The sequence below is a fragment of the Streptomyces cyslabdanicus genome (assembly GCF_052663305.1).
This window is the reverse complement of the sequence record NZ_JBQRUW010000008.1, coordinates 23,352-49,137: the sequence shown is the minus strand read 5'-3', so window position 1 is coordinate 49,137 and position 25,786 is coordinate 23,352. Positions and strand designations below refer to the sequence as shown.

General features: G+C 70.0%; 26 protein-coding genes, 2 tRNA genes and 4 pseudogenes. 16 read left to right on the top strand and 16 right to left on the bottom strand.

Annotation, left to right across the window (positions count from 1 at the left end; genetic code table 11):
* Positions 1 to 43: 43 nt before the first annotated feature.
* A complete protein-coding gene (locus ACTYVM_RS06135) occupies positions 44 to 976 on the top strand; it encodes an RNA polymerase sigma factor SigF (RefSeq protein WP_445524978.1) in 933 nt (310 codons plus the stop codon).
* A gap of 246 nt (positions 977 to 1,222) precedes the next feature.
* On the top strand, positions 1,223 to 2,143 hold the full coding sequence (locus ACTYVM_RS06130) for an RNA polymerase sigma factor SigF (RefSeq protein WP_445524930.1): 921 nt from the start codon (positions 1,223 to 1,225) through the stop codon (positions 2,141 to 2,143).
* 300 nt (positions 2,144 to 2,443) lie between these two features.
* Here ACTYVM_RS06130 and ACTYVM_RS06125 read toward each other — a convergent pair whose 3' ends face one another.
* A complete protein-coding gene (locus tag ACTYVM_RS06125) occupies positions 2,444 to 2,638 on the bottom strand; it encodes a hypothetical protein (RefSeq protein ID WP_400030670.1) in 195 nt (64 codons plus the stop codon).
* A gap of 283 nt (positions 2,639 to 2,921) precedes the next feature.
* Between ACTYVM_RS06125 and ACTYVM_RS06120 the strand changes: the two genes are divergently transcribed.
* The 4 genes from ACTYVM_RS06120 to ACTYVM_RS06105 all read left to right on the top strand — a co-directional run bounded on the left by ACTYVM_RS06120 (position 2,922) and on the right by ACTYVM_RS06105 (position 7,545).
* Positions 2,922 to 3,416: a MarR family winged helix-turn-helix transcriptional regulator gene (locus tag ACTYVM_RS06120; protein WP_445524929.1), complete on the top strand. Its 495-nt coding sequence runs from the start codon at positions 2,922 to 2,924 to the stop codon at positions 3,414 to 3,416.
* 86 nt (positions 3,417 to 3,502) lie between these two features.
* The gene (locus ACTYVM_RS06115; protein ID WP_510187043.1) at positions 3,503 to 5,995 is read left to right on the top strand and encodes an MFS transporter; all 2,493 of its coding nucleotides are present in this window, start codon (positions 3,503 to 3,505) and stop codon (positions 5,993 to 5,995) included.
* Between the two features lie 145 nt (positions 5,996 to 6,140).
* Positions 6,141 to 6,962, top strand: a complete 822-nt coding sequence (locus tag ACTYVM_RS06110; protein WP_400030663.1) for a YceI family protein — start codon at positions 6,141 to 6,143, stop codon at positions 6,960 to 6,962.
* A gap of 109 nt (positions 6,963 to 7,071) precedes the next feature.
* Positions 7,072 to 7,545: a PPOX class F420-dependent oxidoreductase gene (locus ACTYVM_RS06105; protein ID WP_400030661.1), complete on the top strand. Its 474-nt coding sequence runs from the start codon at positions 7,072 to 7,074 to the stop codon at positions 7,543 to 7,545.
* Here the strand turns inward: ACTYVM_RS06105 and ACTYVM_RS06100 are convergent, their stop codons facing one another.
* From ACTYVM_RS06100 to ACTYVM_RS06085, 4 genes are all read right to left on the bottom strand, one after another.
* Positions 7,546 to 8,310 (bottom strand): TetR/AcrR family transcriptional regulator, encoded by a 765-nt coding sequence (locus ACTYVM_RS06100; protein WP_445524927.1) that lies wholly within the window; start codon positions 8,308 to 8,310, stop codon positions 7,546 to 7,548.
* 178 nt (positions 8,311 to 8,488) lie between these two features.
* The gene (locus ACTYVM_RS06095) at positions 8,489 to 9,979 is read right to left on the bottom strand and encodes an MFS transporter (protein ID WP_445524926.1); all 1,491 of its coding nucleotides are present in this window, start codon (positions 9,977 to 9,979) and stop codon (positions 8,489 to 8,491) included.
* Between the two features lie 109 nt (positions 9,980 to 10,088).
* A complete protein-coding gene (locus ACTYVM_RS06090; protein ID WP_445524925.1) occupies positions 10,089 to 10,826 on the bottom strand; it encodes a response regulator transcription factor in 738 nt (245 codons plus the stop codon).
* A gap of 158 nt (positions 10,827 to 10,984) precedes the next feature.
* On the bottom strand, positions 10,985 to 11,869 hold the full coding sequence (locus tag ACTYVM_RS06085; RefSeq protein ID WP_445524924.1) for a DUF2797 domain-containing protein: 885 nt from the start codon (positions 11,867 to 11,869) through the stop codon (positions 10,985 to 10,987).
* A gap of 394 nt (positions 11,870 to 12,263) precedes the next feature.
* Here ACTYVM_RS06085 and ACTYVM_RS06080 point away from each other — a divergent pair, with 394 nt between their 5' ends.
* Positions 12,264 to 13,571 carry an LAETG motif-containing sortase-dependent surface protein gene (locus tag ACTYVM_RS06080; protein WP_445524923.1) on the top strand — a complete coding sequence of 436 codons (1,308 nt, stop codon included), beginning with the start codon at positions 12,264 to 12,266 and terminating at the stop codon, positions 13,569 to 13,571.
* A gap of 136 nt (positions 13,572 to 13,707) precedes the next feature.
* On the opposite strand, the gene ACTYVM_RS06075 is transcribed toward ACTYVM_RS06080, so the two are convergent.
* The 3 genes from ACTYVM_RS06075 to ACTYVM_RS06065 form a co-directional block, all read right to left on the bottom strand.
* Positions 13,708 to 14,385 carry a DUF4232 domain-containing protein gene (locus ACTYVM_RS06075; RefSeq protein WP_445524922.1) on the bottom strand — a complete coding sequence of 226 codons (678 nt, stop codon included), beginning with the start codon at positions 14,383 to 14,385 and terminating at the stop codon, positions 13,708 to 13,710.
* A gap of 191 nt (positions 14,386 to 14,576) precedes the next feature.
* Positions 14,577 to 14,930, bottom strand: a complete 354-nt coding sequence (locus ACTYVM_RS06070; RefSeq protein ID WP_445524921.1) for a hypothetical protein — start codon at positions 14,928 to 14,930, stop codon at positions 14,577 to 14,579.
* Between the two features lie 18 nt (positions 14,931 to 14,948).
* On the bottom strand, positions 14,949 to 15,641 hold the full coding sequence (locus ACTYVM_RS06065; RefSeq protein ID WP_445524920.1) for a TNT domain-containing protein: 693 nt from the start codon (positions 15,639 to 15,641) through the stop codon (positions 14,949 to 14,951).
* A gap of 240 nt (positions 15,642 to 15,881) precedes the next feature.
* On the opposite strand from ACTYVM_RS06065, the gene ACTYVM_RS06060 reads away from it, so the two are divergent.
* The gene (locus tag ACTYVM_RS06060; protein ID WP_445524919.1) at positions 15,882 to 16,346 is read left to right on the top strand and encodes a hypothetical protein; all 465 of its coding nucleotides are present in this window, start codon (positions 15,882 to 15,884) and stop codon (positions 16,344 to 16,346) included.
* 53 nt (positions 16,347 to 16,399) lie between these two features.
* Here the strand turns inward: ACTYVM_RS06060 and ACTYVM_RS06055 are convergent, their stop codons facing one another.
* Together ACTYVM_RS06055 and ACTYVM_RS06050 are read right to left on the bottom strand one after the other, a co-directional pair.
* Positions 16,400 to 16,699: a hypothetical protein gene (locus tag ACTYVM_RS06055; protein ID WP_445524918.1), complete on the bottom strand. Its 300-nt coding sequence runs from the start codon at positions 16,697 to 16,699 to the stop codon at positions 16,400 to 16,402.
* Positions 16,700 to 16,833: 134 nt separating this feature from the next.
* On the bottom strand, positions 16,834 to 17,298 hold the full coding sequence (locus ACTYVM_RS06050) for an STM3941 family protein (RefSeq protein ID WP_445524917.1): 465 nt from the start codon (positions 17,296 to 17,298) through the stop codon (positions 16,834 to 16,836).
* A gap of 226 nt (positions 17,299 to 17,524) precedes the next feature.
* Between ACTYVM_RS06050 and ACTYVM_RS06045 the strand changes: the two are divergent.
* Positions 17,525 to 17,685 (top strand): annotated as a pseudogene (locus tag ACTYVM_RS06045) (site-specific integrase); the annotation flags it as partial.
* Positions 17,686 to 17,805: 120 nt separating this feature from the next.
* On the opposite strand, the gene ACTYVM_RS06040 reads toward ACTYVM_RS06045, so the two are convergent.
* A complete protein-coding gene (locus ACTYVM_RS06040) occupies positions 17,806 to 18,132 on the bottom strand; it encodes a hypothetical protein (protein ID WP_445524916.1) in 327 nt (108 codons plus the stop codon).
* 163 nt (positions 18,133 to 18,295) lie between these two features.
* Between ACTYVM_RS06040 and ACTYVM_RS06035 the strand changes: the two are divergent.
* Together ACTYVM_RS06035 and ACTYVM_RS06030 are read left to right on the top strand one after the other, a co-directional pair.
* Positions 18,296 to 18,844, top strand: a pseudogene (locus ACTYVM_RS06035) (transposase); the annotation flags it as partial.
* Between the two features lie 3 nt (positions 18,845 to 18,847).
* On the top strand, positions 18,848 to 19,021 hold the full coding sequence (locus ACTYVM_RS06030) for a hypothetical protein (RefSeq protein WP_445524985.1): 174 nt from the start codon (positions 18,848 to 18,850) through the stop codon (positions 19,019 to 19,021).
* 84 nt (positions 19,022 to 19,105) lie between these two features.
* Here ACTYVM_RS06030 and ACTYVM_RS06025 read toward each other — a convergent pair whose 3' ends face one another.
* Positions 19,106 to 19,972: an AraC family transcriptional regulator gene (locus ACTYVM_RS06025; RefSeq protein ID WP_445524915.1), complete on the bottom strand. Its 867-nt coding sequence runs from the start codon at positions 19,970 to 19,972 to the stop codon at positions 19,106 to 19,108.
* A 678-nt stretch (positions 19,973 to 20,650) separates the two neighbouring features.
* Here ACTYVM_RS06025 and ACTYVM_RS06020 point away from each other — a divergent pair.
* A complete protein-coding gene (locus ACTYVM_RS06020; RefSeq protein WP_445524914.1) occupies positions 20,651 to 20,944 on the top strand; it encodes a PH domain-containing protein in 294 nt (97 codons plus the stop codon).
* Positions 20,945 to 21,048: 104 nt separating this feature from the next.
* Here ACTYVM_RS06020 and ACTYVM_RS06015 read toward each other — a convergent pair whose 3' ends face one another.
* Together ACTYVM_RS06015 and ACTYVM_RS06010 are read right to left on the bottom strand one after the other, a co-directional pair.
* Positions 21,049 to 21,363, bottom strand: a complete 315-nt coding sequence (locus ACTYVM_RS06015) for a hypothetical protein (protein ID WP_445524913.1) — start codon at positions 21,361 to 21,363, stop codon at positions 21,049 to 21,051.
* Complete coding sequence (locus tag ACTYVM_RS06010) at positions 21,360 to 21,719, bottom strand: hypothetical protein (RefSeq protein ID WP_445524912.1); 360 nt, start codon at positions 21,717 to 21,719, stop codon at positions 21,360 to 21,362. Before ACTYVM_RS06010 ends, ACTYVM_RS06015 begins: the two co-directional genes overlap by 4 nt.
* A 167-nt stretch (positions 21,720 to 21,886) precedes the next feature.
* Here ACTYVM_RS06010 and ACTYVM_RS06005 point away from each other — a divergent pair.
* The 3 genes and pseudogenes from ACTYVM_RS06005 to ACTYVM_RS05995 form a co-directional block, all read left to right on the top strand.
* Positions 21,887 to 22,540: pseudogene (locus tag ACTYVM_RS06005) on the top strand (AICE element replication initiation protein); the annotation flags it as partial.
* 467 nt (positions 22,541 to 23,007) lie between these two features.
* Complete coding sequence (locus ACTYVM_RS06000; protein ID WP_390840537.1) at positions 23,008 to 23,205, top strand: helix-turn-helix domain-containing protein; 198 nt, start codon at positions 23,008 to 23,010, stop codon at positions 23,203 to 23,205.
* Between the two features lie 135 nt (positions 23,206 to 23,340).
* Complete coding sequence (locus ACTYVM_RS05995; RefSeq protein WP_445524911.1) at positions 23,341 to 24,489, top strand: tyrosine-type recombinase/integrase; 1,149 nt, start codon at positions 23,341 to 23,343, stop codon at positions 24,487 to 24,489.
* An 80-nt stretch (positions 24,490 to 24,569) separates the two neighbouring features.
* Here ACTYVM_RS05995 and ACTYVM_RS05990 read toward each other — a convergent pair.
* Positions 24,570 to 24,642 (bottom strand) — tRNA-Arg (locus ACTYVM_RS05990).
* A 196-nt stretch (positions 24,643 to 24,838) separates the two neighbouring features.
* Positions 24,839 to 24,929, bottom strand: a tRNA-Ser gene (locus ACTYVM_RS05985).
* Between the two features lie 194 nt (positions 24,930 to 25,123).
* Between ACTYVM_RS05985 and ACTYVM_RS05980 the strand changes: the two are divergent.
* Positions 25,124 to 25,600: pseudogene (locus tag ACTYVM_RS05980) on the top strand (SSI family serine proteinase inhibitor); the annotation flags it as partial.
* Positions 25,601 to 25,786 lie beyond the last annotated feature (186 nt).

The window sequence follows — 25,786 nt, the reverse complement described above, 5'->3', positions numbered from 1 at the left end:
GCTTTTGACGGATGAGTTGATCGACGAAGAGGTGGCGTTGACCGTGTCGGCCAGGACTGCGCCGCCCCAGGATCCCGTCTCGGCTCCGGCCCCGGCCACAACCACGGGCACGGCCCCGACCTCGGCCGCCCCGGCCCCGACCCCGGACACGACCACAGACCCGGCCACGACCCCGACTACAGCCCCGGCCCCGGCCCCGGCCCCGGAGAAGCGGCGCGGTGCCGACACCCGGGCCCTCACGGCGGTGCTGTTCACCCAGTTGAAGGAGCTTGAACCCGGCACGTCCGAGCACGCCCGCGTGCGCGGGGCACTCATCGAGGCGAACCTGCCGCTCGTGCGCTACGCGGCCGCCCGCTTCCGCTCCCGCAACGAGCCGATGGAGGACGTCGTCCAGGTCGGCACCATCGGGCTCATCAACGCCATCGACCGCTTCGACCCGGACCGGGGCGTGCAGTTCCCGACCTTCGCCATGCCGACGGTCGTCGGCGAGATCAAGCGCTACTTCCGCGACAACGTCCGCACGGTCCACGTCCCGCGCCGGCTGCACGAGTTGTGGGTGCAGGTCAACAGCGCGACCGAGGACCTGACGACCGCCTTCGGCCGCTCCCCCACGACCGCCGAGATCGCCGAGCGGCTGCGCATCACCGAGGAGGAGGTGCTGTCCTGCATCGAGGCCGGCCGCTCGTACCACGCGACCTCCCTGGAGGCGGCCCAGGAGGGCGACGGGCTGCCCGGACTCCTCGACCGGCTCGGCTACGAGGACCCGGCCCTGGACGGCGTCGAGCACCGCGACCTGGTCCGCCACCTCCTCGTCCAGCTTCCGGAACGGGAACAGCGGATCCTGCTGCTGCGCTACTACAGCAATCTGACCCAGTCGCAGATCAGTGCGGAACTCGGCGTCTCCCAGATGCACGTGTCCCGGCTACTCGCGCGTAGCTTCCAGCGATTGCGATCCGCAAACAGGATCGACGCATAACCGGAACGAGCGAATCGCCCATCAGCGCTGTTCCCGACACCTTCGGGCTGAAAAGCCGTCAGACCCCTTCTTTCCAGGGCCGATTCGGTTCTGACTTGTCGACAAGTCCCTACAGCGCGTTGCCGACATGTGACATTCTGCGGGAAGCGCGTTTGCCGTGGCTCCGGCTCCGGTATTCAGGTGAGGGCTGCGTTCTCCTCGTCAGAGAGCGTGGCCGCGACCGTCCCGCGACCCAGAGGGGGTGGCATGTCCGCAGACCAGGGCAGCTCCAAGGTGCTGACGCTCACGAAGAGCGAGACGCCCTCCCCGGCGCTCGAGCCGCTCGACGCCCTCAACGACGTGGCGGCCCTCGAGGCCGCTCCCGCCCCGGCTGTTCCGGCCGCGTCGGCCTCGCCGGCCTCGGAGAACATCGACACCCGCACCCTGTCCCGCTCCCTGTTCCTGCGGCTCGCCGCACTCGACGAGGACAGCCCCGAGCGTGTCTACGTCCGGGACACCCTGATCGAGCTCAACCTCCCGCTGGTCCGTTACGCCGCGGCCCGGTTCCGCTCGCGCAACGAGCCGATGGAGGACATCGTCCAGGTCGGCACCATCGGCCTGATCAAGGCGATCGACCGCTTCGACTGCGAGCGGGGCGTGGAGTTCCCGACCTTCGCGATGCCGACGGTCGTGGGCGAGATCAAGCGCTTCTTCCGCGACACCTCGTGGTCGGTGCGGGTACCCAGGCGCCTCCAGGAGCTGCGCCTGGCCCTCACCAAGGCCAGCGACGAGCTGTCCCAGAAGCTCGACCGCTCCCCGACCGTCACGGAACTGGCCACCGTGCTGGGTGTGTCGGAGGAGGACGTGGTCGACGGCCTCGCGGTCGGCAACGCCTACACCGCCTCCTCGCTGGACTCCCCGACTCCCGAGGACGACGGCGGCGAGGGCTCCCTGGCCGACCGCCTCGGCTACGAGGACACGGCGCTGGAGGGCGTGGAGTACCGCGAGTCGCTCAAGCCGCTGCTGGCCAAGCTGCCACCCCGGGAGCGGCGGATCATCATGCTGCGCTTCTTCGCCAACATGACCCAGTCGCAGATCGGCGAGGAGGTCGGCATCTCGCAGATGCACGTCTCCCGGCTGCTCACCCGGACGCTGTCACAGCTGCGCGAGGGGCTCATCAACGACTGATCGCAGGGTCCGGCGCCTTCCGTACGACGGGGCGCCGGACACCACGGCGCGCTGCCGTGGTGACGTCGGCTCCGGCCGCCGAGGCGCCGTTCGGGCGCGTCGGCGGCCGTCGTCTGTCTGGGGGCCGTTTCCCGGCCGCGCGCGGGGGCGGCGGGGCCGGCGAAGAAGGAGGCCGACGGGGAGGAGGGGGGCGCGGGCGCCGGTGGACGGAGACGGGACAGCCGGAGGGACCGGAAAAAGAGGGAAGGGACCGGAAAGAGCGGAGCGCCCCGCCGATCGCCTTGCTGAGGAGTGGTTCGCCTACTTGAGCGCGAGCCAGGCGACGGCCGCGACGACCGCCACCAGGACGACGACACCGACGATCAGGCCGATGCGCGGGCCGGAGGAGGTCTGCTGCTGCGCGCTCTGGGGAGGCGCGTCGTCGACGAACGCGCGGAACATCTGAGTGCTGCCGGCGGGGTCGTGGTTGCCCTGCGGGCCCTGGGTGTTAGCCATGGCCCGAGACCCTAGCGAAAACGCTGCCACCGCCCAAGCTCGGGGCCCCGCAGCCCACTTGGCACCTCACTTTGCACCTCGCCCGGCGGGAACCCCGACGGGCGGCTGAACGCCGGTCGGCTCGCATCGGCCGTGGCGCTCCGGCAGACAGCACCTCACCTGCAGGTTTACATTCGCCAATACTTGCCTTTGCCAAGTTTTTGCGCCTCCGTCGGCCGATTTGTTTGCCTGTGGCAACCAACGACCTTTACGGTTGCCCAGAGCAACGAATTCGGGAGGTGTGATGGCCGAGCAGGCGCAGTACGAAGAGCTTGCGCGCCAGCTCAGTGCCGTCGGAGCCGTGAAGCGGGACATGGGGCGGATCCTGCCGTCCGACTGCCCGGCCGGCTCGGCCGCCGTGCTGACCCTGCTCGGCCGCCACGGGGACATGCGCATGAGCAGGCTCGCCGAGCTGCTCGCCGTGGACCTGTCGGTGACCAGCCGGCACGTCGCGCACATCGCCGCGCGCGGCTGGATCGAGCGGCTCCAGGACCCCGGGGACAAGCGTTCGCGCATCCTGCGCCTGACGCCGGCCGGGCTGGACGAGCTCGACGAGCTGACCCGGCGGAGCACCCGCCTGCTCAGCGAGCGGCTGAGCGACTGGACCGACGACGAGGTCGGCCAGCTGATCCGGCTGATGACCCGCCTGCGCGCCAGCTTCGGCGACTGCCGTTCCGCTCCGGCCCGGATCCCCGCGCCCGTTGCACCCAAGACCACCCGTACACCCGCAAGCACGTAAGAAAAAGGAAGCCCATGGCAACGACCACACCAGCCGGTGTGCGGGCCCACGCCAAGCATGGAGGAGGCTCCCCCGGCAGCACTCCGATGACGCACCGGCAGATCATGGAGGCGCTCTCCGGGCTGCTGCTCGGCATGTTCGTGGCGATCCTGTCGTCCACGATCGTCTCCAACGCGCTGCCGCACATCATCGGTGACCTCGGCGGCGGCCAGTCCGCCTACACCTGGGTGGTCACGGCCGCCCTGCTGTCGATGACCGCGGCCACTCCCCTGTGGGGCAAGCTCGCCGACCTCTACAGCAAGAAGGCGCTCGTCCAGATAGCGCTCGTCATCTTCGTCCTGGCCTCGGCCTGCGCGGGTCTGTCGCAGAACCCGGCCATGCTGATCGCCTGCCGTGTGGTGCAGGGCATAGGCACCGGCGGCCTGTCCGCCCTCGCCCAGATCGTCATGGCCGCGATGATCTCGCCCCGCGAGCGCGGCCGTTACTCCGGCTACCTCGGCGCCACCTTCGCCGTGGCCACCGTCGGCGGCCCGCTGCTCGGCGGTGTCATCACCGACACCTCCTGGCTGGGCTGGCGCTGGTGCTTCTACGTCGGCGTGCCCTTCGCGGTCATCGCGCTGATCGTCCTCCAGAAGACCCTGCACCTGCCCGTGGTGAAGCGGGAGGTCAAGGTCGACTGGGGCGGCGCGTTCCTGATCTCCGCCGCCGTGTCGCTGCTGCTGATCTGGGTCACCTTCGCCGGTGACAAGTACGACTGGGTGTCCTGGCAGACGTACGCGATGGTCGCCGGTGCGATCGTCCTCGGCCTGCTCTTCGTGCTCGTCGAGTCCAGGGCGAGCCAGCCGATCATCCCGCTGCGGCTGTTCCGCAACCGCACCATCACGCTGGCGTCGCTGGCCTCCCTGTTCGTCGGTATCGCGATGTTCAGCGGCACCGTGTTCTTCAGCCAGTACTTCCAGCTGGCCCGGGACAAGTCCCCGACGATGTCGGGCGTCATGACCATCCCGATGATCGGCGGTCTGTTCGTCTCCTCCACCGTCTCCGGGCAGTTCATCACCCGGACTGGACGGTGGAAGGGCTGGCTGGTCAGCGGTGGCGTACTGGTGACCGCGGGTCTCGGCCTGCTCGGCACCATCCGCTACGACACGGAGTACTGGAAGACGGCCGTCTTCATGGCCCTGCTGGGTCTCGGCATCGGCATGATGATGCAGAACCTGGTGCTGTGCACGCAGAACCAGGTGTCACCGGCCGACCTCGGCTCGGCCAGTTCCACGGTCACCTTCTTCCGCTCCCTCGGCGGTGCGGTCGGCGTCTCCGCGCTCGGCGCGGTGATGGCCCACCGGATCACCGACTACGTCAAGGACGGCCTGTCCGACCTCAGCCCGAAGTACGCGGCCGCCCTGTCCTCCTCCGGCGCGAGCGACTCCATCCCGGACATGAACGCGCTGCCCAAGCCGCTGCGCACGGTCATGGAGAGCGCCTACGGGCACGGCATCGCCGACATCTTCCTGATCGCCGCCGCGCTGGCCGGCGTGGCCTTCCTGATCACGCTGTTCATCAAGGAGGTCCCGCTGCGGACCAAGGGCGCGCTGGCGCAGGCCGGCGAGGCCGAGTCCGCGCCGGTGGACCCGGCCGCCGCCCCCGTCGTCGCCGAGTCCCGGTCCCCCCAGGCCGCGGCCGGCTCCGCCGGGGAGCGGGTGCCCAGCTGGGCGACGGCCGCCTCTCCCGCCGAGGGCGCCGGGAACGGTACCGAGGGCACGCTGCGGCCGGCCGCGGTCGCCATGGTGGCGCCCGGTGGGCCGGGCGCCGGTACCGGCGGCGGGATCCCGGTGCACGGCTTCGTCCGGGGCGCCGAGAGCGCGCCGGTGCCGCAGGCCGCGGTCACGCTGATCTCGCTGGCGGGCCGCCAGCTGGGCCGGTCGGTCGCGCAGGCCGACGGCTCCTACACCGTGGACGCGCCGGGCTCGGGCTCGTACGTCCTGATCGCCTCCGCCGACGGCTTCCAGCCGCAGGCGTCCACCGTGGTCGTGGGCGGCGAGCCGGTCGCGTACGACATCCTCCTCAGCGGCACCAGCGGGCTGGGCGGTGTGGTCCGGGCCGTCGGGTCCGGGCTGCCGGTGAAGGACGCGATGGTGATCGTCACCGATGTGCGCGGCGACCTGCTGGCCACCGGGACCACCGGGGAGAGCGGCGAGTTCTCCTTCGCGGAGCTGGTGCCGGGCGCGGTGACCGTCGCGGTGAACGCCGCCGGGTTCCGGCCGCGGGCGCTGCCGGTCGAGGTGGGCGGCACCGGGGTGACCCAGGTCGAGATCGACCTGGAGGCCGGAGCGCGGCTCCAGGGCGTCGTCCGCGCCCCGCACGGTCCCCTCGCGGACGCCAGGGTGACCCTGGTCGACGCGGCGGGCAACGTGGTCGGCACGTCCACCACCGGCGCGGACGGGGCCTACGCCTTCACCGACCTGAGCGGCGGTGACTACACCGTCATCGCGACCGGCTACCCGCCCTTGGCGACCGCCCTGACGGTCACGGGTCCCGGTGTCGACGGCCACGACATCGAACTCGCCCACCCCGGCGAGTAACCCCGGGCCAGGATGCCCATGAGGCCCGGGCGGCATCCCGGGTCACGGTCCGGCTCGTGGCGGGGCGTGCTCCGAGGGAGCCGCGCCGCGCCGCGGGCCGGTCGCTTTCCGACCATTTTGCAAGGCTGTGCAGGGAGAGAACGGGATGGGACTGACCGCGAGGATCCGCACCCGGGACGGATGGGCCGTGTCGCACGCGGTCGTCACGATGACCGACATGACGGGCGCGCAGGTGCTGCGGGCCGAGGCCGACGCGGAGGGCGCCGTACGGGACACCGCGGCGCTGGCACCGGGTGCGTACACGGTGATCGTCACGGCGGTCGGGTACGCGCCCACCGCCTCCAGCGCGATCGTCACCGCGAGCGGCCGGGCCGAGATCGGCACGGTGACGCTGACCCGGCAGGGCGGCGCCGAGCTGCCCCCGCCGGGGCCCTGGACCATCGACCCGGCGCACTCCTCGGTCGCCGCGGTCGCCCAGCACCTGGGGATCTCCAGCGTGCACGGCCGGTTCACGGACTTCGCCGGCACCGTCGAGATCGCCCCCGACGACGTCACCAAGTCCCGTGTGGAGGCGGTCATCCGCGCCGACTCCATCGACACCGGCAACGGCATGCGCGACGGCCACCTGAAGTCCGCGGACTTCCTGGACGTCGAGCGGCACCCGCGGATCACCTACCGCTCCACCGGGGTGACCGCCGCCGGCCCCGACCGCTGGACCGTCCACGGCGAGCTGGGCATGCGCGGCGTGGTCCGCCCGGTCGACCTCGACCTGGCCTACCTCGGCACCGGCGCCGACCCCTGGGGCGGCACCCGCGCCGCCTTCCGCGCGACGACCGAACTGCGCCGCGAGGACTTCGCCATGAACTACAACCAGGTCCTCCAGGCCGGCATCGCGGCCATCGGCACCACGCTGAGGGTCGAGTTGGACATCCAGGCGGTCCAGGGCACCGTGCTCCCGACGGCGTAGTCCACCGGACCCGCGCCACATGCGGGCGCCCGACCGAAAAAGACTTGGGTGCTGTGGGGGGAAATGTTTTCCCTGTCGCGCCCCCCGCTGCGCCACTAGGCTGGCGGGCATGGCCCCGAACATCGCGACCAACACCCGCGTCTCGCTGGATGAGCTGCTCGACTTCGTACGGCCCCGCCACCGCGCCCTGCTGCTGACCCGCAGGAGCGACGGCAGCCCGCAGGCCTCGCCGCTGACCTGCGGAGTCGACGACTCCGGGCGGATCGTGGTCTCCACCTACCCGGAGCGGGCCAAAACCCGCAACGCCAAGAGGGACGAACGGGTCGGCATCGTCGTGCTGAGCGACGACTGGAACGGGCCGTGGGTGCAGATCGACGGCACGGCCGAGGTGATCGACGCGCCGGACTCCGTGGAGCCCCTGGTGGAGTACTACCGCACCATCGCGGGCGAGCACCCGGACTGGGACGAGTACCGGGAGGCCATGGTCAGGCAGGGCAAGTCGATCATCCGGATCACTCCGCGGCGCTGGGGACCGGTGGCGACCGGCGGGTTCCCCGCACGGCTCGCGCCGCACGACGCGTAGTCAGCCGCGGGCGACCATCGCCTCGATGCCGGCGACCAGCAGGTCCAGGGCGAAGGCGAAGTCGCGGTCCAGCATCTCCGCGACCGTGTCACCGCCGCGGGCCGCCATGAGCGTCGCGGACTCCCGGAGCACCTCGGTGGCGTCCGGGGCCCGGGTGGCCGCGCTCATCGCGTGCCGGAAGTAGTCGTCCGGGGCCATGCCCGCCTCGGCGCAGCGCGCCACGAAGTGGCCCTCGATCGTGCCGTAGCCGTACACGAACTGGAAGACGGCGGAGATCGCCCCGGTCAGCCGCTGCTCGGACAGCCCGGTACGGCGGATGACCCGCTGCACCGTGCCCGAGAAGGCGAGCGAGTTCGGGCCGATGTTGAGGAACGTCCCGGCGAGCGGCGACAGCCAGGGGTGGCGCACCAGCAGCGCCCGGTACTCGGTGGCGAGCCGGCGCAACTGCTCGCGCCAGTCCGTCGCCACGTCCGGTTCGGGCAGCCGCAGCTCGCCGAAGGCGGCGTCGAGGGCGAGTTCGAGCAGGTCGTCCTTGGTGTCGACGTACCAGTACACGGACATCGCCGTCACGTTCAGCTCGGCGGCGAGCCGGCGCATGGAGAACTTCGCGAGCCCCTCCGCGTCCAGCAGCCGCACGGTGACCTCGGTGATCCGCTCCCGGTCGAGACCGGACGGCTGCCCGCCGCGCCCGCCGCGGCGCGCCTTGCCCTCCAGCCAGACGCTGGTCCGTGCCGCGCCCTTGGCCCCTTGGGCTGCCTTCACCATGGCGCACCTTCCTCGACTCCTGAACCGCCGGTCATGCCGGGCGCCCGAAGGCGCGCGGGGCGGTGCCCGGCAGGCGCCCCGTCGCAGCGCGCGACCGGCCACGACGAACGCGCGGCCGCGCGGCGGCCGTACCGCCCGAGCTAGTGTCGCGACAGGCAACGTTTGCCCCGTCGCGGCCCTAGTGGGTCACCACCATCCCCGAGTCTGCCCGCTCCGCCCTGCGGAGCAACGCGGCGGCCAGCAGGCCACCGAGCAGCACGGCCACCGCTCCCACCAGCTGACTGGTCTCGAGCCCGGCGGAGAACGCGTCGGTCACCTGCTTCTTCTCCGCGGCCGACCCCGCCGCGGCCAGGGCCACCGGCAGGGACACCGCCGCGAACCGGGAGTTGAGCACCGCCCCCAGGACGGCCACCCCCAGTCCGTTGCCGAACTCCGCCAGCGTGCCGTTGATGCCCGCCCCGACGCCCGCCTTGGCCGGCGGGATCGCGCTCATGATGGCGTGGGCCATGGCCGGGTTGGCGATCGCGCAGCCGGCGCCGATGAGCAGCAGGCCAAGGAGCGTGCCGCCGTACCCGCCGGAGGCGAGCGTGGCGATCGCCACCAGCCCGCCGGACATCAGCACCATGCCCAGTCCGATCGCCGCCGGGGTGCCCAGCCGCGTCGTCCAGCGGGCCGCGAGTCCGGTGAAGTTCAGCGCCACCACCGACAGGGCGAGCGGCGCGGTGCGCAGTCCGGCCTCCAGGGGGCCGTAGCCGAGGACGAACTGAAGGTGCTGGGTGAGCAGGAACAACGCGCCGCCCATGCCGAAGGTGATCAGCACCGCGCCGGCGACCGCGCCCGTGAAGCGGCGGTCGCGGAAGAAGTGCATGTCGAGCATGGGGTACGGGATCCGGCTCTCGTAGAACGCGAAGAGGGCCAGCACCACCACCGCCGCCGTCGCCGTGACCAGCACCCGCGGCGACGTCCAGCCGTGCGCGGGGCCCGAGATGATCGCGTACACCAGCGAGGTCATCCCGATCGTGGACAGCAGCGCGCCGAGCAGGTCGGGCCGGTCCCCTCGGGGGTTCTTGGACTCCGGGACGAGGGCGAGGACCGCGACCAGGCCCAGCACGGCGACCGGCAGGTTGATCAGGAAGATCGCGCCCCACCAGAAGTGGTTCAGCATGAAGCCGCCGATCAGCGGGCCGATCGCGAAGCCCAGGGCGTTGACGGCGCTCCAGATCCCGATGGCCTTGGGGTGCTCGGCCGGGGCGAAGATCTGCATCGCCACGGCGAGCGTGGTGGTCAGCAGCAGCGCGCCGCCGACGCCCATGCCCGCGCGGGCGGCGATCAACTGCCCGGTGGAGTCGGCGAGTGCGGCGACCAGCGAACCGATGCCGAACAGGGCCAGCCCGGCCACCAGCATCTTCTTGCGGCCGTACCGGTCGGCGGCGCTGCCCGCGGTCAGCAGCAGCCCGGACTGCACGAGCGAGTACGCGTTGATCATCCACTGGATGTCGGAGGTGGCCGCGCGCAGTTCACGGGTGAGGGACGGGATCGCGACGTTCAGAACGGTGTTGTCCAGCAGCACGGTGAGCTGGGCGAGGCAGATCACGCCGAGGATCAGCCAGCGCCGGGGGTGCCCCTGGGCGGCCTGGGAGGAGATCTGCTCCGGCGAGGTCGTCGACATGCTATACACCGTATAGGAGTGCCGTGCGGCGCACGGCGGCACAGGCGGTGGCGGCTGGGCGCGGCGGCGCGGAGGGTGGCGACCGGGCGCGGAGGGTGCCGCCTCCGCCTCACACAGCGGGCTTGATCAGGTAACCGGCGCCCCGCCGGGTGTGGATCATCGGTTCCCGGCCGGCGTCGATCTTCCGCCGCAGGTAGGAGATGTACAGCTCGACGACGTTGGCCTGCCCGCCGAAGTCGTACGACCAGACGCGGTCGAGGATCTGCGCCTTGCTGAGCACGCGCCGCGGGTTGCGCATCAGGAAGCGCAGCAACTCGAACTCGGTGGCGGTGAGGTGGATGTCCTGCCCTCCCCGCGACACCTCGTGGCTGTCCTCGTCCAGGCGGAGGTCGCCGACCACGAGCACGGATTCGGAACGCCGGTCGGCGGCCCCGGAGCGCCGGATCAGCCCCCGCAGCCGCGCCACGACCTCCTCCACGCCGAACGGCTTGGTGACGCAGTCGTCCCCGCCCGCGGTCAGCCCGGCGACACGGTCCTCCGCGGCATCCTTGGCGGTCAGGAAGAGGACGGGCACCCCGGGCAGTTCGCAGCGCAGCCGGCCCAGGACGGCGAGTCCGTCCGTGTCGGGCAGCAGCATGTCCAGGACGACGGCGTCGGGCCGGAACTCGCGCGCGGCCCGTACGGCGCCCCGCCCGTCCTGCGCGCTGCGGATCTGCCAGCCCTCGTAGCGCAGCGCCATGGACAGCAGATCGGTGATCGGCGGCTCGTCGTCCACCACGAGTACCCGGACGGGGTTCCCGTCCGGCCTCAGCAGTTCGGTGCGCCCCTGGGGCGAGGTCGTGGTCATGGGGGACACCCTTCAGGGGGCCTCTGAGAGCAGGCTTTCACCTGTCTGTGATTTCACTGAGAAACCCACAGGCGACTCTCAGGAAACGGAGTCCCCCTGCGGTCCGAGTCCCCACCCGCGGCCTGCGGCCCGGGACTTCACCCGACGTCCGGCAGGCTTCAGAACAACCCGTCCTGCTGTCCTTCCCGTACACCCGACGGATCCCGCAACTCCCTTACCGGCACGGTGAATCCCCCGCTTCGGGCAGGCCGCAGCCCCCAGCCCGCCATCAGCCGCGTGTCCAGCACGACGACCCCGCCACCGGCCGCCAGGTGCAGATCGGGCCCGGCGGCCGCGACCAGCTCACCGCTCACCACCCCGCCCGCGACGAGTTCGCTCACCTCGCCCACGGCGGTCGGCAGACCGGCCAGCCCGAAGATCCCGGCGTGATCGACGGGCCGGAACGGCTTCCGCTCCAGCGACTCCGGCCAGCCGCCGAGCGCGCTCGCCCGCGCGTGCAGCTCTTCGATCTCGGTAGCCCGCTCTTCCTCGGTCGCCGGAAGCGCGGACCGTACGACCCGCTTCTCGGCGTACGGAATCCGGTCCGGGACCCCGAGCGCGGCGCGCAGCAACTCCTCGGTGCGGCGCGCCGCCATGAGCGGGCCCGCGCCCAGCCAGCTGAAGCAGACGGCACCCTGCTCGAGCAGCCGCGCGGAGCCCCGCTCCACGGCGGTGATCCCGACCTTGAGCATGCCGGGCCCGAACCAGGCCAGATACACGTGGTAGGGCCGCGGGTCGTCCGCGATCGTGTCCGCGGCCACGGAGTGCGCCCGCTCCAGCCGCGCGCACTCCTCGCACCGCGCCCCCGCGCTCCGCCCCGGCACCACCGCCCTCAGCGGGCACGCGTGCCCCCGCGCTCCCACGCAGGTCCGCGCTCCCCCTTCCGCGATCTCGAAGGCCACCCGCTTTCCCCACGGCAGCGCGCTCGACCGCCCGCCGTCCCACACCAGCACGGGACCGTCCGGCGACCACCGCAGCCCTGAGCACTTCCACACGCGCGTCATCCCTTGCGAGAGTACGGGTCGCCACTGACATTGATACGTCGGTGCGACTCGTCGCGGGGTGAAGGGCCGCGCGCCGCACGCGGAAGTCCTCCGAGTGACGGCCGTGGAAATTCCTTGGAAAAAACCTGTTCCAGGAGAGCCAAGCCTCCCGACCTGCTCACGAGGCCTCCCTCCGGGGGTTAGGTGACATACCTCACAGAGAAATATAGGCACCCTGAACAACCATCCCGGTCCGCCCCTTTTCATCTCGGCGAATTTCCGTGGAGGGAAACGCAGGGCCGGAGAACCACCAGCCCATCCTTTACTTGGGCTATACACTCGCCGGCGTCCAAGCCGCCCCCCATGCGCTTATCAATGGCCGTTCTCCTTTGCCTTCGATCAGGAAAGGTCGCCCATGAGATTTCCCCGTCCTCTCGCTGTGGCCGCCGCCGTCGCGGTGACCACGCCCGTCGTGCTGTTCACCGCCTCCGCATCGGCACTCGCCGCCGGGGCGTCCGCGGCGCAGGTGCAGAATCAGCCGACGTACGCGGAGCTGCTAAAGGCCGCCGCCAACGCGCAGAAGGCGTACGAGGAAGCCGTCCTCGCCAAGGAGGAAGGGCAGAAGAAGGTCAAGGCCACCCTGGACGCCCTGGACTCCGACACGCACCCGCTCAAGGCGGCCACGATCGCCGCGGACAAGTCGGCCAAGGAGGCGGCCGGCGCCGAGGACGCGGCCGAGAAGGCCGTTGCGGACGCCAAGGCCACGCTGGAAGCGGCCCAGAGCGACACCGAGAAGGCCGAGGCGCGACAGGCCCTCGAAGCCGCCGAGACCGATCTGGCGACGGCGGCCGAGGCCAAGCAGAAGGCCGACGCGGCGGCCGAGGAGGCCCACACCGCGCTGGACGACGCCAGGGTGGCGGCCCTCCGCGAGTACAGCCTGGTCCAGGACGGCCCGCAGAAGGCCCTGGAGGCCAAGAAGGCCGCCGACGCAGCACTCGCCACCGCCAAGGAGTGCGTCCGCGAGGACGGGCTGACCTCGCTCGCGGTGGGCCTTCCGGCCGAGGTCGTTGCCGGGACCACCGTCGACTTCACCCTGCGCGTGACCAACGGAACCGAGCGCACGCTGACAGTGGACCCCCTGACGTTCTTCCACGTGAGCGGCGAACCGGCCCGTGAGAAGAGCCACCTGGAGGTGGAGTGGTCCAACGGCTCGGACTGGCAGGCCCTCAACGGCAACGAACCCGAGCACATCGCGCACATCGACGTCCTGAAGCCGGGCGAGCAGAACGATGTGAAGCTGCGGATGAAGGTCGACTCCGAGGCCCAGGCCGCCGACGCCCTGGCCCTGTTCGCCAGTGACGCCTCCGACGCGTACAACCCCTGCGTCCTGGGCCCGATGAAGCGCTACGACTTCGAGCTTCTGCCCGCCGGCAGCAAGACCGGCCCGGCCGACGACGCCGAGCCCGGCCGGCCCGGCGAGAACGACGACGAGCGGCCCGGCGCTGTGAAGCCCGGTACGGGTACGGGCCCCTCGGCGCAGGGCGGCGTGTCCAAGCAGGCGCCGCAGACCGTGTCCACCGGAACCGACACCGACGGCAATCTCGCCGCGACCGGTGCGTCCTCCGCGACGGCACCGCTCGCTCTCGCGAGCGCGGTCACCGTCGCACTCGGCGCCGGAGCGGTTCTCGTCGCCCGCCGCCGCAAGGCCGCGGGCAACGTCTGACCGCGGGGGCGCCCGGCCCCTTGGCGGTCGGGCGCCCGGTGGGACGGCTGCTGCCGGGAGGAAGGACAGAGGCCCTGTGGAGTGCTCCACAGGGCCACTGCTCTGTTGCCGACTCTGTTGCCCGACCCGCGTCCGCTCAGCTGAAGGGAACGGCGTCCGCGGGGGCGGTGTGCCAGTTGGTGACGATCGGGTCTTCGACAGTGATGGTGCCGACCGGCAGGGAGACCGGGTTGGGGTCGTCGTCACCGACGCCGACGATGATGAAGTCCAGTTCCTTGCCACCGTTTCCGTTGGTGGTCTTCGGGTTCACCCCGGCGTAGGCGGTGGTGCTCCCGCTCAGCTTGATCTGCTTGCCGACGCTCTGCTCCGCGGGACCCGCCTGGGTGCCGTCGGATCCGAACGCCACGGTCGGAAGCGCGGCGGGCAGGTAGCAGGTGATCCCCGGCTTCGCCTTGGCCATGATCAGGATGTATCCGCCGGCCTGGGTCTCCGACCTGGTGCTCCAGGAGATGTCGTTGGCGCCGCAGCTCTGCCCGACCTGCTCCCGCTTGCCGTCGCCGGTGTCGGCGCCGGAGCCGGCCGCGTCCTCGGTTCCCCTGCCCGTCGCGTCGGAGTCCTTGCCCGCGCTCTCGCCGCTGCCCGCGGCCGACGAGCCGGACGGCGCGGCCGCGTCGCCGGCGGGCGTGGCGGACGAGGAACCCTGCGCGGCGCCGCTGTCCGCGTCCGCGTTCGCGTCCTGGCACGCAGTCATCAGCATGGCGCCGCCCACGACGGCTGCGGAGACGAGGAAGGCCCTGAGACGGTTGCCGGACATGAAATCCCCCTTGGTGATCAGTGGTCGCGACCGAAGCCGCGTCGGCTCCCGGTGGTCGCCTGATCACTATGAGGGGACCGCGGGCCGAAGGGATACCGATGCCTTCGTTCCAGGACGACGCCGTCACAGACCAGTGACATGATCACGGACAGCTCAGGTGGTTCGCATGTGTCGCGACGAACCGTCCGTGGTCAACCATCGTCGACCTCCCCACAGCGGCCGTGGAAGTCCTCCCACGCCTGCCGCTGGATCTCCTCGGCGTTCGCGAGGAGCTGCTCCAGGGGTTCCGCGGCCCCTGAAGGGGGAGGGGGCATCCGCGTGAGCGTGTCGTAGAGGTACTCGCAGGCTTCGGCCTCGGTGCCGAAACCCCGCAGGACACTGTCCTGGGACCGTTGACGCAAGCCGACGGTCCAGGCATCCGCCTCACGGCGCAGGAAGTAGTAGGCGTCCGGCTGGACGGGGACGTCGTGGACGCCTGCGATGTCGTAGAACGCCTCGGGCACGTCCGCTTCACGGAGTCTTTCGACGAGTTCTGCGCTGTCCATCGACCCGGGCCGTGGGGATCAGGTCACCGACAACGCGTCCAGGTACTTCGCGTTGACGAGATCGGAGACCGACGATTTCGTCAGGTACTGGAGTCCGCGGCCGGGCTGGCCGAACCAGGGCCTGATCGGGCCGGCCTCGACGGTGAACGGCTTGAGGACCCGGTAGAGGTGGTAACTGTACGGAAAGTCCTTGACGTAGGCGTCGAGATTGCTCGGCGGAATCGCGCGCTTGGCGAACGGCGTGCCCGCGGGTGCGAGGAAGTTGCCGAAACCGCTGCCGAAGAGGTCGACGAGCTGGCCCCTGCGAAGGGTCAACGGACGCTCGACCGGCTTGCCGTTCTTCAACACGAAGCCGTTGTTGTCGGGATACCACCAACCCGACTTCCCCGTCTGGGGATCCGTCTGCCAGTAGCACCCGAGGAACCAGTACGTCGAGGTGTGGTCCGCGCGCTGATACCCCTTCAGCATCTGTCCGAGGGCCCCTCTTTGGGGGAGATACCTCGGTCCCAGGCGCCAGTCGTTGAGGTAGTAGCGCTGGTATTCCGTTTGCGGGGCGGTGTTGGACCCGCGGCTGCGATGCGCGGTCGGGCAGTGCGCTGCGTCTCTCGCACTCGCACGGAGCTGGTCGGCCTGGGCCGTGGCCGGCGAGATGCCGATCAGCAGGAGGAGCGTTGCGAGGGCGCTCCCCACGAAAGCACGCAGTACGCGCATGCGGTGTCCCTTCTCTTCCGGCACCGACCAGGCGCCGCGTGAGAGCGGGCGGCCGGTTTCGGTGACCGGCCGCGGGCTTCGTCGTGGTACGGGACTCATTTCATGCGCGGCCTGTGCCTCCCCGGGCGAAGGCCGCGCAGATAGTCACCCGAACCGATGAGCACAAGCCCTCGGATGGCCGACCCCTGGGGACCATCGCATCGCCCGGTCCGCGAGGGACTCCCGGGAAGGCGCAAAGCGGTGCGCGAGGCGTTACGACGTCCAGCCGCTCTTGAGGCCGACGGGGATGCGGACGGAGATCTGCGTGCCGTCGTTGCCGTCGACACCGCCGTCATCTCATCGGACCCTCGTCACCCCGCGATCGGTACGCTTCCCGCGGAGGTGCGGATGTTCACTGTGGTGTTCCCGGGCGCGTTGGGTGTCATCTGCATGGCGGTCGGCGTCTGGTTCGTCGGGCGGCAGCACCGTCGGCGCGCGGGCACCCGTGCGGGCTGGGGCACCATGGCGATCGGAGTGGGGCTGTTGTTTCGCGCGGCCGGCTTCCTGACCGGAAACCGCCAGCCACTCGGCTTTGCCCTGACTGCCTGCTTTGCGGCATTCAGTGTGACCGGCTATATCCTGGTGCTGCGCAATCGCGACCGCGATCTCTTCCGAAACGGCCGCGGCGGCCGAAAGCGCCGAAAGCTGCCTCCGCTGCACCCGTGAGGGGCAGGACGGGGCCCCTGAAACGCGAGAGGCCCCGGATCACCCGGGGCCTCTCATCGCCGATGACCACCCGCCCGCTGGCTCACCCCCATCAGGATGATGCCGGTCAGCAGAAGCGCGCTGCCGAACAGGGTCCCCCACTGCCGGATGCCGATGTCGCTGAGCACCAGCCCGAAGACCACCTGCCAGCACAGGGCGAAGCCGGCCACCAACTGACCCCAGCCGTAGAGGCGAACGCGGTAAACCCGATGCCGGTTCATGGGAAGCACCCAGCCACGGGTGATCGTCGCTGTGCCCGAGGCGGCAAACAGCAACGCCAGCAGAACAAGAGGTAGGACGAGATAGCGCTCCATGATCCCTCCCCGCACGCCGGACCCACGCCGGACGCCGCCGTGATCATGGCACCCGCCGCACACCGCGTCCACGCGCTGGTCTGTTGACCGTTGGTGGGTGTTGACGGGCGGCCGGGGTCGGCCAACGGGCGCGCTCAGTGCTGTATTGCGAGTCCGGGACAGTGACGCCTCATCGCGTCCAGAACCTCCTCAGGCGGCACCGGCAAGGTGTTCGTGGTCATGTTGGCCGGACCAAAGCCGAGTCGTGCGTTCATGGACGCAGTGCTGCGGACGAGCTTGGGTGCTCGAGCCAGATAGGCGTCCGGATCGTGCAGTACCAGCTCAATGAACAACTGCGAGGTTTTACCTACCCGCTGCTCTCGTATCCGCACGGCGGCTATCTCGTCCCAGCCGAACCGGCCCAGCCTCGCGTGGTCCACTCCCGCGTCGTCCAGCACCAACTCCGATCGGCCGTGGTGGAGCAGGCGCTGGATGATGAACACCGAGCAGAACCCGAAGAAGGACACGCCCAGCCCCCCTACCACCATCATCCTCACGGTGCTGTGGGCGACCAGGAAAACAATGCTCAGAGCGACGAAGCCCAGAGAGCCGGCCAGCATGGCCCACACGCGTCCCTTGGCGAGAGGGTAGACCGTCGGGGGCAGTGGATCGCCGTTTCTAATCACGGGCTCAGACGATAGGACCAGAGCCGTCGTCAGCGGAAGCCTTGCCACAGACCGTCCGGTGCCGAGAACGGCTACACCGCGTACGTCCGGGTCGACCTGCACGCCGAAGCCAAGAAAGGCCCGGTCACCACCGGCACCGCACCCTCACCGCGATCCTCGCCTACTGGCCACCCCGCTGCGGAACACTCGGCACACCTGCAGCTCGCTCCTGGTGGCCTTGAAAGTGCACCCGAAGGTGACACAGCGCATCCTGCGGCACTCACGATCGCCATGACGATGGAGGTCTACGCCGAGGCGAGCGAGGAAGAAGTGCGCCCGTGATCGCACCACGCCCCCGAGGGTGTGCGCGGTTCGAGCCGTACCAAGGCTCGTCCGCCCGGCTCCAGGATGGGCGTCGACCCGACCCGGAGCCGGGCAATGGCACCATCCGCCACGCTCTGACTAGTGGCGGGCTCGCTGATCGTCGACCAGGGCCAGGCTGTGCTGTCCGCCTGCGGCGATGGTGCGTACGTGGGTGAGAAATCGGGAGCACGGGGCTGCCTGACCGGGCGCGCACACCCGCACCGGCGTCTTCCGGTTGATGGTGGTGCCATCACCCAGCTCACCGAAAGCGTTGTCTCCCCAGGCGAGGACGGGGCCTCTCGGCTTGTCGTGGTCGGCCACAGCGGTCTGCCGAGCGCCCGGGGACGCGGCGGTGGCCATCAGGGCCGCTACGGCGACGGCGACAACGCGCCTGAGCAGCGGCCTGCCATGGCGTGCGAGAAACATGGGAATCCCTTCATGCAACTGGTCGGGGACCGGGCTGCGGACCGCGCCCTTGGAAGATGCCTGATCGACTTGCACTCATCAGACAGATATGCCGCACGCCTCGACGATTTCCTCGCTTTATAAGAGGCCATCCGCCGGTATTTCGCCCTGATAGACCTGAGAAGTGGCCTCCAGCTGGGCCGCGGCCCCGGCCCCAGATGCGGGGCGGCCGGCATGGCTGGAGGGTCGGGGCGGGCGCCCCGAGGTGCATGGCCACCGGGAGATGATCGACGCGGTGCGGTACTTGGTCGAAAACGGCGCCAAGTGGCGTTCCCTGCCCACGGACTTGCCCTACTGGCGGGTGGTGTACGACTTCCTCCGCCGCTGGCGCCGCCACGGCTATGTGCGCGAGCTCTGGCAGCGCTGCCGTTGGCGTACGGGTTGCGTAGACCGTCTCCGTCAAGGGGCGTTGCCGTATACCCGTGGCATCCCTCATAGGGGCCAACGGGCAAAAGGTCATCTGGCAGGGCCGGCTCACCCGCCCGGCGTTGAGCGAGCCATCCCGAGCGTCTTTGGGACGGTGCCTCGGTACGCAGGTGCCGGAACCCCAACCGTTCGTACTACGCGTGCAGCCGGTGTTCGTGCGCCACGTCGTGCCGACGTCCGTAAGGTGCGCTTTCATGATCTGCGTCACACATGCGCTTCCCTGCTCCACGAACAGGGCGCCGACGCCCGAATGATCATGGAAGTCCTGGGCCACAGCTCCATCCGCGTGACCATGGACATCTACACCTTCGTACGGCTCGACTCCCAGCGCTCCGCCTTCGACCGCGTCGGGGACGCGCTGAGGGGTGACGGCAACGGGCCAGACCATGACGACGGCGCGGCCGGTGTCCTCGTAGCCATCTGATCAGCCTCGCTGTGAGCGCTTCAGTCGGCCGGAGGGACGACTGAAGCGCTCATGCAGTCAGGCGACTGTCGGCTTGGCGCCTGTTCAGCTCTGTTCCCGCTCCACCGGAAGCCACAGCTCAGCGTCGGCTTCGGTCTTGTCCGGGGACAGGCGGGTACGCAGGATCTCGGGGCCGGGGCGGCTGCGGTACGGGTTGGACGGGAACCACTCCGTGAACACGTCCCGCCACAGCTCCTGGATGGCCTGCGGCACCGGCCCCGAGGTGGTGAAGACCGCCCAGGTGCCGGCCGGGACGTGGAGAACCGCAGCGCCGTCGGGCGCAGCCGCTGACGTGATCACCCCGTGGTAGTAATCGAGTTCGGTACCTTCGGCGCGGCTGGGGTCCAGGTCGTCGCAGACCGCGACGATGCCCTGCGGCTCCTGGTCCGACAGCTTCTCCAGGCGCTCCAGAGTCTGCGGATCGATCCCGCGGACGAAGTCGATGATCGCCTGGTTCGGTCCCGCGTGCACCAGTGGCACCCGGGCCTTGAGGCCAACAACGTTGAAGTCCGGCCTGTCCACTACGCGATAGCGCATGCTGCTGCTCCCTTCGACGGTGAGGCGGAAGGCCAACCGGGGCTGGGAGACGAGCGCGGCGCCGGTGCGCCGGGCCTGGCCCGGCCCGACCCCGTGCATGGCACGGAACGCCCGGGCGAACGCCTCGCCCGAGCCGTAGCCGTAGCGCACCGCGATCTCCAACAGAGACTCACGCCCTGCGAGCACTTCGGCACCCGCGACCGTGAGCCGACGGCGCCGTATGTATTCCGACAGCCGCATGCCCGCGAGCGCGGAGAACATGCGGCGCAGGTGGTACTCCGACGTGACCGCGATCCGCGCCAGCTCGGCTACCTCGACGTGCTGGTCGAGGCGGCGCTCGATGTAGTCCAGGCTCTGGTTGAGACGCTCCAGCACTCCCGGCCTCCTTCCCCTTTCGCGATCACCACGCTAGGCAGCAGGCACCCTGCCAGACCCGACATCCCGTGCCCGATCAGGTCGGGTCCGCGCAGCCGCCCAGCAGACAGAGCACAACGACGTCCGCACCCGGCTGGCTGAAGTGCGAGGTGCTCAGTCACACCCGCTCCAGCTCCCCGAGGCGGTGGCCGTCACATACTGCCGTCAAGGCAAAAGCCAGAGGCCCTGTGGATCTCTCCACAGGGCCTCTGGTCTGCTGTGCACTCGGCAGGATTCGAACCTGCAACCTTCTGATCCGTAGGCGCGTGCAGCACCATCACGAACCGCTCGCCTGCCGGGATCTGTTGGCTCGCCCACCGATTGCGGGTGTGTCGCCGTGCTCGGTCGTACGCCTCTGTTGATGTCAGCCACTGATGTCACGCCAGGCCCTGGAAAACCGGCGCTCATAAAACCGTGACCTACCGGATGGGCGTGGCGGGTGGCAGGATCACGCGGATGGCCGATCATGGTGAGTTGTCGTTGCGATGGGAAGGGAAGTCCGCACGCTGGTGGACCGCGGTGTCCGCGCTGGTCGCGGTTGCGGCGGGGGTTGCGGCAGGCCTCGGTGTCCCGGACGCCACAAAGTGGGGAGTTCTTTCTGGGACCGTGGGTGTGGGGGCCGCCGGGTGCGCGCTTGGGATGCTCAGGCGACGGGTGGAGGCGGGCCCGGACGGGCTGCGGTTCCGCACGGTGCTGCGGTGGCGGCGGCTGAAATGGGACGAGATCGTCCGCTTGGAGGACCTGCGGGTAGCTGCTGCCGACCCCCGGCTCCGTCATCAGAACCTGCGTGTCGCGGCCACACTGCACGACGGCTCCACGATCTGGCTGCCGGTGCCATGGGTCGGCGCCGCCGACATCAGAGACTTCGAGAAGCAGCTGTCCCAGTTGCGTGCGCTGCACCACCGTTACGCGCGCAGCACCCGGGGGTCGTAGCTCCCAGCGTTCATGCCGGGCCAGATCTTCACCGCGAGCGGCCACAAGGGCGGCACCACCGTCAACATCCGCCGGGCCGTGATCAAACGCAACCACTTCCACAGCTAGCGCGTGGCGGTGCCCTGCCGGTTACGACCCGCGCGCAGGCTCACCGACGTCAGGAGGGTGCCGGTCAGTAGAAGCCCGTAGCCGGACAGGGTCCACCACTGCCGGATGCCGGGGGCCCTGACCACCAGCCCGAAGACCACGGGCCAGCACAGGGCGAAGGCCATCACCAACTGACCCCAGCCGAAGAGGCGAACGCGGCGAACCCGACGCCGGTCCCAGGGGGGCACCCAGCCACGGGTAACCGCGGCTACGCCCGAGGCGGCGATGAGCAACACCGTCAGACCATAAAAGAGGTCGAAATAGAGCCTCATGGTCCCTCCCTGCGCGCCGAACCCACGCCGGACGACACCGTGCCGCTGCCCTGCCGATTACGACCCCTGTACTGGCCCATCGTCATCAGGATGATGCCGGTCAGCCCAAGCGCGCCGCTGAACAGGGCCCCCCACGGCCGAATGTCGGGGTCAGTGAGCACCAGCCAGAACACCACATACCAGAGCATGCCGAAGGCCCACACCAACTGGCCCCAGCCATAGAGGCGAGGGCGGTGAACCGGCCGCCGGTTCGTGGGGGGCCTGGGAGGCACCCAGCCACGCGTAATCCCCGCTACGCCGGAGGCGGCGAAGAGCAACGCGATCAGAACACCTGGTATGGCCATGTAGACCTTCATGGTCTCTCCCTGCGCGTCGGACCCGCGCCGGACGCCGCCGTGAGCATGACACCCGCCGGGCGCCTCGTCCACGCGCTTCCGTGCCCACGACGCTCCTGATCGGCCGGACAGTCCCAGCAACGCCAAGGGCGGCCCCCACTCACGCCAATGAAACGGGGCCGCCCTTGGACGTGTTCCGCGCCCGCTACCGCCGCCCCCTGCTCCTGACCGGCATCGACGTCGGAGTCATCCGCCCCGACCTGGCGGAACGGCTCCTGCCGCTGCGACTGGAGCGACCCCGCGTCCGACGCACCGAGGCGGAACTGTGGGCTGAATACGCAGAGGTTCTGCCCATGGTCCTCGGCTCCCTCCTGGACCTCACGGTCAAGGTCCGCGCGGTCGAAGCGGAAACCCCCACCGACCTGCGCATGGCCGGACTTCGCCCACCTGTGCGCACAGCTCGACGCCGCCACCGGCCTCGGAGCGCTCACCGCCTACCGGGCCAGCCTGGACGACCTCAACGACGACGTCATCGAGGGCGATCTCCTCGCGCCGACCGTCCTCAGGACGCCGCAGACATCGAACCGGGCGCACAACAGCGCATGACCTCCACCGAGTGGCTCCACTGCCTCACCCGCCTCTACACCGGCGAGGACTTCCGCCCCCTGCCCAAGGGCTGGCCCACCACCGGCAAAGTCCTCTCCGACCGCCTCAAGCGCCTCCAGCCGACCCTGGCCGCCCGGGGCGTCCTGATCGACTCGGGCCGCACCAGAGAGGGCCGCTACATCGAGATGACCCGCTCACCGGCCACGCTCCCACACGAGCAGCGGCAGGCATTCTGACCGGCGACCGCCGACCCGCTCGCACAAGCAAGAGGAGCACCACCGTCCTGGCGTGCTCCTCTTGCTGTTCGGCGCTCGCGCCGCCCGACGGTCGCGCCGCGAAGCGGCTCCTTCTTCACTCCCTGAGCCGCACCGCACCACCACAGACACCCCTTCTCTTTTTCCTAAGAGAGGAACGCTGCGTCACCTGTGTCACCGGGGCCCGGAAAACGGCGGGTGACCTGCGCATACAGCCGTGACGCAGACGGCCAGCGGCTGCGTCACCCCGCGTCACCCGTGACGGACAGCCTGCGTCACCGGTGACGCACCCCCAAGGCCCTGCGTCACCAAAACCCGCAGGTCAGAAGCCTGAATGACGCAGGTGACGCGGTGACGCAGAAATCCACACGTCGGACAGACGCGGGCTCCTGAGAAGCCCCTGAACCAACTTCATTCGCAGGCCCCGCCCCTCTCCCGGAGGTCTCAACGTGCTGACCGTCGTCGCGAGCGACCCCCAAGCCCTCACCGTCCCGGAGGTCATGACCGCTCTGCGGCTGAGCCGCAGCAAGGTCTATGACCTCATTCGCACCAAACAGCTCCACAGCTACACGTCCGGCCGGGCCCGCCGCGTCCCGGTCGACGCAGTTCGCCAGTACATGCATGACCGGATGGAGGAAGCCGCTTAATGGCCAAGCGTCGCGCCAACGGCGAAGGAACGATCACCAAGCCTGCGGACGGCCGTTACCAGGCTGCTGCCTACGTCTACCGCCCTGACGGGACCCGCACCCGGAAGTTTCGTCTACGGCAAGACCCGCGCGGAAGTGGCCGAGAAGCTGACGGAGTTGCAGGAGAAGACCCGTCAGGGCATCCCGGCCGCCGAGTCCACCATGGCGCTCGGTGACTACCTCACCTACTGGCTCGCCACCATCGCACCCCAGCGGCTCAAGCCGTCAACGCTGAACAGTTACGAGGGTCTGACCCGCCTGTACATTCGACCCGCTCTCGGTAAGAAGCGACTGAACCGGTTGTCGCCGGCGGACGTGCGCCGGTTCCTCGCGGAGTTCAAGGACTCCTGCCTGTGCTGCCTGCGGGGTGCGGACGCGGAGCGTCCGGAGGGCAAGCGCTCGTGCTGCGCCGTGGGCCGTTGCTGCAAGCGTCGCCCGTCCGCCCGGACCGTCCAGTACATCCATGCCGTCCTCCGGTCCTCGCTGCAACAGGCGATTCGGGAAGAGCTGATCGCGCGGAACGTCGCGCGGATCGTGGAGACCCCCACCGTCACCCGCAAGGAGGTGCGTCCACTGGACGCCGCAGAGGCTCGCATCATGCTCAAGACCGCTCGCTCCCACCGCCTCTACGCCCTGTGGCTGCTGCTCGTGTCCACGGGTCTGCGGCGGGGTGAGGCGCTCGCCCTCACCTGGGCGGACGTCGACCTCACGAACGGACAGCTCCGCGTCCGCCGGAACGTACAGCGCATCCGGCGTGAGCTGATCTTCGGCAGCCCCAAGACCATGCGCTCCATCCGTACGGTGTCCCTCCCGAAGCACTGCATGCGGGCCCTCGCACAGCACCGAGCCCAGCAGGAGCGGGAACGCAAGGTCGCGGGGAAGAAGTGGCAGCCGGCACCGGGGCAGCCGGACGGGCTGATCTTCACCACGACGACCGGCCGCGTCACGGACCCTCGCAGCCTGAACCGGATGCTCACCATCCTGTGCCGGGACGCCGGCGTACGACGCGTGCGCGTGCACGACCTCCGACACACGTGCGCCTCACTCCTGCTCGCGCAGGGCGTGGACGCTCGCACGATCATGGAAACCCTTGGGCACAGCACGATCACGATGACGCTCGACACCTACGCGCACGTCATGAGCACGACGCTCAAGGCCGCCGCCGACCGGATGGACGACGCCCTCGGACTGGACGAGTCGGAGGAGGGATCAGACGACGAGCAGGGGTCGCACACCGAGGAGTGATCGGTGCTCCAGGCCGCGTTGATGTCAGCGGTTGATGTCAAAGGCCCCCCGGAATGATCCCGGGGGGCCTTTGACCTGTGTGCACTCGGCAGGATTCGAACCTGCAACCTTCTGATCCGTAGTCAGATGCTCTATCCGTTAAGCTACGAGTGCTTGTTCTGTTTTGGTCTTCGCTTCGGGCCCTTCCGGGCCGCTCGCGGCGACAGGAAGAACATTACATGACTGCCGCCGTCATGTGAAATCCATTCCCCCCACCCCTTGTGACCTGCGGAAACACGGTTTGGAGCGGGGCGTGGCCGACAACGCCGAAGCCCCGGTCTGGAGGGACCGGGGCTTCGGTGATCATGCGCGGAGGCGGAGGGATTTGAACCCTCGATGGGCTTTAAGGCCCAAACCGCATTAGCAGTGCGGCGCCATAGACCGGACTAGGCGACGCCTCCAGCACAACCACTCCCGCGAGCGCGCGAATGGTGCGTGCAGATGATGACACAGCCGAGTGGGCCGTCACCAATCGCCCCCTACGGTACTAGGCCGGTGGGGCCCAGGGCAAAGCCCTTGTGGTGGCGTCGGGCGGGCGGCGGGCAAGCCGACGTACGGGGCGCAACGTCCCGGGGCGCGGGGCGTTAGTCCGGGCATGACGCAGATCGGATCCCTCCCAGCCCGACGTTCCGTGATCTCGCGGGCGCTGGCGCTCGGCGCCTCCGCCGTGCTCGCCGGGCTCGCCTCCGTCTCGGCCGTGCCCGCCGCCTCGGCCGCGGTGCCGCCGCCCGTCCGGGCCGAGGACCGGGCCGGCGACCACCTCACCGTCACCGTGCGGCACGCGGGCGCGGGCAGGGACGGGACGTACAGGCTGTACTGCCACCCGGCCGCGGGCAGCCACCCGGACACCCGTCGCGCCTGCGACCTGCTCGACCGGAACACGCGCTGGGGGCAGGAGCCCTTCGCGCCCGTGCCCGAGGGCAGCGTGTGCACCATGCAGTACGGCGGTCCCGCCACCGCCCGCATCACCGGAACGTGGGCCGGGCGCCGCGTCGACGCGTCCTACGACCGCGGCGACGGCTGCCGGATCGACCGCTGGAACCGGCTCGTGCCGCTGTTGCCCGACCTCGGCGCTCAGAGGCCGACCGCGGTGTCCCGCAGCGGCGCGCAGCGGGGACGGGCGGGTGGGTGCCCGCACCGGCGTGCAGGCGGGGTCGGGGTGCCGGTGCGTACCGGCGCGTAGGCACGTGTCCACGGCGTGGTGGCCGTGAGTCGTAAAGATCTCGCGGAGGTCGTGCGAAGCGAAGCCGTTCGGTCA

Coding starts and splice junctions, on each gene's coding strand:
- ACTYVM_RS06130 (WP_445524930.1), top strand. CDS start 1,223: ATGTCCGCAGACCAGGGCAGCTCCAAGGTGCTGACGCTCACGAAGAGC.
- ACTYVM_RS06125 (WP_400030670.1), bottom strand. CDS start 2,638: ATGGCTAACACCCAGGGCCCGCAGGGCAACCACGACCCCGCCGGCAGC.
- ACTYVM_RS06120 (WP_445524929.1), top strand. CDS start 2,922: ATGGCCGAGCAGGCGCAGTACGAAGAGCTTGCGCGCCAGCTCAGTGCC.
- ACTYVM_RS06115 (WP_510187043.1), top strand. CDS start 3,503: ATGACGCACCGGCAGATCATGGAGGCGCTCTCCGGGCTGCTGCTCGGC.
- ACTYVM_RS06110 (WP_400030663.1), top strand. CDS start 6,141: ATGGGACTGACCGCGAGGATCCGCACCCGGGACGGATGGGCCGTGTCG.
- ACTYVM_RS06105 (WP_400030661.1), top strand. CDS start 7,072: ATGGCCCCGAACATCGCGACCAACACCCGCGTCTCGCTGGATGAGCTG.
- ACTYVM_RS06100 (WP_445524927.1), bottom strand. CDS start 8,310: ATGGTGAAGGCAGCCCAAGGGGCCAAGGGCGCGGCACGGACCAGCGTC.
- ACTYVM_RS06095 (WP_445524926.1), bottom strand. CDS start 9,979: ATGTCGACGACCTCGCCGGAGCAGATCTCCTCCCAGGCCGCCCAGGGG.
- ACTYVM_RS06090 (WP_445524925.1), bottom strand. CDS start 10,826: ATGACCACGACCTCGCCCCAGGGGCGCACCGAACTGCTGAGGCCGGAC.
- ACTYVM_RS06085 (WP_445524924.1), bottom strand. CDS start 11,869: ATGACGCGCGTGTGGAAGTGCTCAGGGCTGCGGTGGTCGCCGGACGGT.
- ACTYVM_RS06080 (WP_445524923.1), top strand. CDS start 12,264: ATGAGATTTCCCCGTCCTCTCGCTGTGGCCGCCGCCGTCGCGGTGACC.
- ACTYVM_RS06075 (WP_445524922.1), bottom strand. CDS start 14,385: ATGTCCGGCAACCGTCTCAGGGCCTTCCTCGTCTCCGCAGCCGTCGTG.
- ACTYVM_RS06070 (WP_445524921.1), bottom strand. CDS start 14,930: ATGGACAGCGCAGAACTCGTCGAAAGACTCCGTGAAGCGGACGTGCCC.
- ACTYVM_RS06065 (WP_445524920.1), bottom strand. CDS start 15,641: ATGCGCGTACTGCGTGCTTTCGTGGGGAGCGCCCTCGCAACGCTCCTC.
- ACTYVM_RS06055 (WP_445524918.1), bottom strand. CDS start 16,699: ATGGAGCGCTATCTCGTCCTACCTCTTGTTCTGCTGGCGTTGCTGTTT.
- ACTYVM_RS06050 (WP_445524917.1), bottom strand. CDS start 17,298: ATGCTGGCCGGCTCTCTGGGCTTCGTCGCTCTGAGCATTGTTTTCCTG.
- ACTYVM_RS06040 (WP_445524916.1), bottom strand. CDS start 18,132: ATGTTTCTCGCACGCCATGGCAGGCCGCTGCTCAGGCGCGTTGTCGCC.
- ACTYVM_RS06030 (WP_445524985.1), top strand. CDS start 18,848: ATGATCATGGAAGTCCTGGGCCACAGCTCCATCCGCGTGACCATGGAC.
- ACTYVM_RS06020 (WP_445524914.1), top strand. CDS start 20,651: ATGCTCAGGCGACGGGTGGAGGCGGGCCCGGACGGGCTGCGGTTCCGC.
- ACTYVM_RS06015 (WP_445524913.1), bottom strand. CDS start 21,363: ATGAGGCTCTATTTCGACCTCTTTTATGGTCTGACGGTGTTGCTCATC.
- ACTYVM_RS06010 (WP_445524912.1), bottom strand. CDS start 21,719: ATGAAGGTCTACATGGCCATACCAGGTGTTCTGATCGCGTTGCTCTTC.